The following is a 758-nucleotide window of genomic DNA, read 5'->3' as shown; positions in this document are numbered from 1 at the left end:
GAAGATATACTCACCCGACTGATGGAGGGGGAGCAAGACTTCATGTCCCTAATCCCATGTAATTATAACTCGAACAAAAAGGTGAATGTCAAGGCTGCCTAATAGGCAGCTTTGGCTATACCAATTAATAATATGCTTTTTTTGAAAAATGTTGGATGTGCTAACTGCTGAAAATCAGTAGTTACGTTCTAACGGTGATTTACGTATGCTATAATGCCGTCAACGACATAGAGAAAATGAATCTCTCTGTCATTAACCAAACGTACTCTAATGTGGAGTACCTCATTATTGATGGAGGCTCAACGGATGGTACGATGGATGTTACTTTATAAAAGTAAAAATATATGGAAGCACGAAAATTTATAATAGATGAAGAGAAAGTCCTCCAGAAACTGGATGATGGTACAGCTCCTTCTGATTTGTTGAATACAGAAGTATATGCTGATGCTTTGGCTGATTGCATAGAGCGAGTGCCAGATGATAAGTCCTTTACGATAGGCTTATATGGAGACTGGGGTACAGGTAAGTCTACCATTATAAAGACACTGGAGAATGAATGCGCTCAAAAATCGGGTAAGAACTATAAGTTTATTACTTATGATGCCTGGAAGTATGCTAATGATTCCTTCCGTAGAATGTTTATATATCCTTAATTCCGCAACACTTTGATTTAACTTTATTTATAAGTTCCTGAGCAACAAAAAGTTGCTCAGGATTTTGCCATGTCAGATTTTTCACCTATCTTAGTGTTGCAATTT

General features: G+C 37.2%; 1 protein-coding gene and 1 pseudogene. Both read left to right on the top strand.

Translation table 11 applies throughout. The annotated features are described in order from the left end of the window. Positions 1–173: 173 nt before the first annotated feature. A pseudogene (locus ACTQ16_RS16685) lies at positions 174–323 on the top strand (glycosyltransferase); the annotation flags it as partial. 21 nt (positions 324–344) lie between these two features. Next, positions 345–653 carry a P-loop NTPase fold protein gene (locus tag ACTQ16_RS16680; protein WP_441938554.1) on the top strand — a complete coding sequence of 103 codons (309 nt, stop codon included), beginning with the start codon at positions 345–347 and terminating at the stop codon, positions 651–653. The last annotated feature ends 105 nt before the right edge of the window (positions 654–758 follow it).

The sequence above is a fragment of the Prevotella sp. LCP21S3_D2 genome (assembly GCF_052118345.1).
GTDB lineage: Bacteria > Bacteroidota > Bacteroidia > Bacteroidales > Bacteroidaceae > Prevotella.
This window is presented reverse-complemented; position numbering and strand designations above follow the sequence as displayed.